The following is a 4,563-nucleotide window of genomic DNA, read 5'->3' as shown; positions in this document are numbered from 1 at the left end:
ATCTTAATTTAAAAAAATCGTTCATTTTCAAGTATAGAAAATACTTTGAATTTATATTTTTTTAAGTTTATACACTTATATAGTTCATTTTCTTAAAAAGAAGAAATTGTTTTATCAGAAAATATAATATTTTTATCTTATTGAAAATCGATTGCTTTTTATTCAATTTGTTTTTGCTGTACCTATAAAACAATTTAAAAAGTGCATCACTTTTCTTTTACACATAAAGTGAAGATAGGATTATAAAAGAGCGAATTTTTGATGAGAAAAAATTCCAGGTTATAGTTCCTACACTACAACCTAAAAAATCAACACAGAATAAAATGATTGAGAGGCTTACATAAATTGGATTAAAAATAGAGGATCATTCAAATAAATATAAATTAAATTACTGATCATTTTTTACACAAACAAAATTTAAGCAATACGGCAGGCTTAAAACCACGATTGTTTAAATTGGCATAAGAGATGATATTTTGAAAATTTAATTTTAAAGTTAGAAAAAATTGATTTTTATCATTAATTTAAATAACAAATTCAAACCAACAAAATAACTTAAGTCATTTACGTAAATTGATTGTTTCATTCATCTTAAAAATTAGACGATAAAAACCAAAAAAATGGTTTAGAAAATAAATTAAAAAGAGTTCTTTTTCATTAAGTAATTTTTTTCAAAGTATGTAATAAAGCTAAGGCTTCTGCTGGATTTAAAGGCTCAAGCGTTTTTTCGGAAATACTTCTGGCATTCTCCAACCTATCTGCTAAAACTTTTCGCCCTTCATCAGTCATGCTAATCTTGACCTTACGCTTATCTTGTTGATCTTGATATTGACTCAATAAATTTCTTTTAATCAGCCTTTCCACAATACCTCGAATGGTAGCCTGATCAATTGCAGTATGTTCTACCAATTCTTTTTGTGAACATTTTTCAAATAGATTAACCGTATACAATACGGAAAACTGAACCGCAGTAAGCTGAGAATCTCCTATATGATGTTGAAATATAGACAAATGTCTTTGATAGGCTTTCCGAAGTAAGTAACCAATTTGGTCTTCCAAATTATAATTTTTTGAATCCACTACATTTACCCACTAAATTTGCTCTATAGCATATTACATTGTATACCTTATAAATTTCTACAAGATTATTAATTCTTCATTTTGCAACTTTCAATGAACTTGCAGGGCCCTGTTGCAAATAACGACTAATGTTAAGCTAGATTATCTTTTAGCTAAAGGATCAGCAGATAAATGCTTTCCATGGTCGTCATTTTCAGGGTGAAATCATTCTTTGGGCCGTCCGTTGGTATTGTAAATATGACATAAGTTATCGTGAACTTCAGGAAATGCTCGCTGAACGTGGAGTGAATGTTGATCACACTATAATTTATCGCTGGGTTCAGCGTTATGCTCCTGAAATGGAAAAATGTTTACGCTGTTATTGGCGTAACCCTACAGATCTGAGCGCATGGCATATTGATGAAACTTATGTAAAAGTAAATGGGCGATGGGCTTCTCTGTATCGCGCAGTTGACCAACGTGGCCACACTCTTGATTTCTATCTTTCTGCTAAACGAAATACCTATTAAGCTTATTGTTTTCTTGGTAAGAGTTTGAATCATTTCAAAAAATGGAAGATTCCAAGAGTCATAAACACTGACAAGGCTCCTACCTATGGCCGTGCTTTGTCGCGCTTAAAACAGCAAGGAAAGTGTCCTGAAGACCTTGAGCATCGACAGATTAAATACAAGAATAACATGATTGAATGTGATCATGGCAAGCTCAAACGGATCATCAAGGCTACGTTGGGATTCAAGTCTATGAAAACGGCTTATGCCACAATTAAAGGTATTGAGGTCATGCGTGCCTTGCGTAAAGGACAAGCTTCATTATTTTATAACGGTAATTTTCTAGAAGAAGTGTGGCTAGTAAATAGAGTTTTTGGAATTTAAACCTGATTAACCAAGCAAACTACAATTCAATTTCCTATTTGCAACAGTGCCAAAAAAAACCAGTCAGCGGATATTCATACCAAGGAGTGACATTATGTCGAAGCAAGTTAAAATCTTGAAAAAGAAAATCAAAGCACGTCTTGAAAAGATTTCAAAACATAAAAACAAGTTAAATAAGCTTACAAAGCAGCTTAAAAAACAGAAGTAATAGCGAGGATGAGCCTCCCTAGTAATTAATGAAAAAAGCTGAATTTCCTCATAGAAAATTCAGCTTTTTTCATTAATTATTGTCTAACTTTTGAGGGATAAATCAGGCTAGGTATTTTTATTGTCTCTATTTTTAAATCAGACAGGGATTTGCGTCAAAAATACGAATTAAAGTGCCTGCAAGGCCCTAAATCTATACCAGTTCGGAAATGATCTCTATCAACACTGCATCTGCTTGCGAAGTATTTCTGACAGCAGAAATTTCATTTTTAACTTTAATAAAAGATTTCCCAGTTTCTTTAAAAGAAAAAACGGTTTTTATTTCCTGTAAGAATTAGAGAGGTAAGATTCGCAACTTCGCCTATTTTTAAGAATGGCTCTGCCACTCTGACTTGATGGGTATAAATGGATCGTAACTTTTGGGTAATTTCTAGAGCAAGATGTTTATTCATAAATATAACCATTAAATTTATTAGAATTTTTGAACATTTTAATTCTTGTTAATCTAATGTTAACAGAACTAGTCTAAATGAGTAAAATTTGTGCACTAGTGCACTTAAAAAACTGCTCATAGCGTAAGGATTTCAGCTTTAAACAGGATAGAGTTCATAAATTTAGAGATCTTACAGAAATATGAAAGTTCAATTCTGTTCACTTTATAAGAAGTTCCAAAAAATAATAGATCGTACCAGGGCTGCAAGGCATGACAGGAGTTATACCAAGCGAACCAATGCGAAAACCCCGGCGGAATACCGGGTTTTTTTATTACCAAAATTAATTTTGTATAATCCAGATTATATTGATTTTAAATAATATATAAAATTAAATACTTTCCAAAATTTTTACAATTGCTTCACGTAAATTAGGCTGTTTTTTACGGCTATTTAAATTAGCTTTAAACGTTTCTAAGTTAATTTGGCTTAAATCCAGTTTCATTATTGATTCTTCTAGCTTACTTTTTATTATCTGAGATTTCTTTAAAGAATCCTCCAGTTCGTTGACTGATTTATTATTAACTTCTATACCTAGTTTGGCTGTATGAATGGCACTCTGTAGAGCAGCATCTTTAAAAGATAGTTCAATACAATGATCTTGAATTCGAACTAGGTTATGACCCACCAAAAAAGAAATTTTAGTATCTAAGGTACTTATTGGAGAAAATTTAATAAAGTTATTACTTTTTTTGTAAGTCTTATTTTTTTCAGTGTCAATTTTAGAATTCCAACCTTTGATGGCCAAAAAATTATCAAGATCAATAAAAACTAAACTATGTATCGATTTTTCAATAATACTAGCTAAACTATTTAGATTGGCATTAATATTAAATAACTCATTTTTCAATTGATTTCTACGTGCTTCATTATTATTAAACGGATGTGATTTAGTCATAAATGGTGGTAAATGTTCTTCTAAAGCATTCATTTAAAATAGCCTCATTAGTTAATATAAAGTTTGATTAGTAATAATTGTATATTTTCTATACTTCAACAAAGTTTTCCTAAATTAAAGGAGTATTTATAGCTTTCTAACATTAAATTAAGAAGAAAACTTTTAATTAAATTTTTATTAACCGGCTAAATTTCTGAAAATATGTTTCAGGCTTTCTAACATTTTTTCAATTTTTAGCGGCGTCAATCCTGCAAAAGATTTTTCTAGAATGATAAGACTGATATCGTTAATTTTTTGCGTCATTTGTTTTCCTTCATCGGTTAACACAACTCGTGTAATTCGACCATCATTTTCACAACAATAAGTATCAACCAATCCTTCCTCTTTTAAACGGTAAATAATTTTTGTGGTAGTGGACATCTTACAAATTGTTATGTCTGATAAATCAGATATACTGGCGTGAGGTTTGGATTTTAAAGCCAGTAAAAGACGACGACTAGAATTATTTAAACCATATTTTTTTAAAGCGTGATCAAAATTCTGCCTATATTGAGAATGTACTTGAGTGATCCAATGATATGGAGAGTTTTCTAAGTTAAAATCTGCTGCTGCAGACAAAAACTTATTATATTTTCTTGACACAACCGCTACTCCATAACCAATCGCTTTTTAAAAAATTATGTAATTTATTCAGTAATCTATTAAATCCCTAAGAGGACTTGTCGTGCCACCCAATCCTGTATAAAGTTAATTTTCTAATTCCTCATTCGCTTCTATACGCCTATTTTATAATGAAAAATTAGAAAGCTAAATTTTTACTGGAGTTAAACTTTGTGTTTTATTTATTGTTTTTATGTAGGCGAATTAAACACTTTAAAGGTTAAATGATCTATTACCAAAAATGCCAATTTACTCAATAATTTTTTTTAAAATATATTCTATTTACCATTATTTAATGCTTTAAAAAAAACTCTGAAATTTAGTTTTACTTTATTAAAATGAGATTCAGTTAAAA

Annotated in this window: 3 protein-coding genes and 1 pseudogene; 1 reads left to right on the top strand and 3 read right to left on the bottom strand. The window is 30.1% G+C overall.

The features are described from left to right. Window positions 1–657: 657 nt before the first annotated feature. Window positions 658–1,080, bottom strand: a complete 423-nt coding sequence (locus E0H89_RS16370) for a MarR family winged helix-turn-helix transcriptional regulator (protein ID WP_131218594.1) — start codon at window positions 1,078–1,080, stop codon at window positions 658–660. 167 nt (window positions 1,081–1,247) lie between these two features. Here E0H89_RS16370 and E0H89_RS16360 point away from each other — a divergent pair. Further along, a pseudogene (locus E0H89_RS16360) lies at window positions 1,248–1,952 on the top strand (IS6 family transposase). A gap of 1,029 nt (window positions 1,953–2,981) precedes the next feature. On the opposite strand, the gene E0H89_RS16355 reads toward E0H89_RS16360, so the two are convergent. Both E0H89_RS16355 and E0H89_RS16350 read right to left on the bottom strand, forming a co-directional pair. Further along, complete coding sequence (locus E0H89_RS16355) at window positions 2,982–3,581, bottom strand: hypothetical protein (protein WP_131218592.1); 600 nt, start codon at window positions 3,579–3,581, stop codon at window positions 2,982–2,984. Window positions 3,582–3,725: 144 nt separating this feature from the next. Further along, the gene (locus E0H89_RS16350; protein WP_131218590.1) at window positions 3,726–4,190 is read right to left on the bottom strand and encodes a MarR family winged helix-turn-helix transcriptional regulator; all 465 of its coding nucleotides are present in this window, start codon (window positions 4,188–4,190) and stop codon (window positions 3,726–3,728) included. Window positions 4,191–4,563: the final 373 nt, after the last annotated feature.

Source organism: Acinetobacter sp. ANC 3781 (assembly GCF_004331285.1).
Classification (GTDB): Bacteria; Pseudomonadota; Gammaproteobacteria; order Pseudomonadales; family Moraxellaceae; genus Acinetobacter.
Note: the sequence above shows the minus strand (reverse complement) of the source record. Positions and strands in the feature narration are given on the sequence as shown.

Bases quoted from the DNA above. Each gene is read 5' to 3' on its own strand.
- E0H89_RS16355 (WP_131218592.1), bottom strand. From the start codon at position 3,581: ATGAATGCTTTAGAAGAACATTTACCACCATTTATGACTAAATCACAT.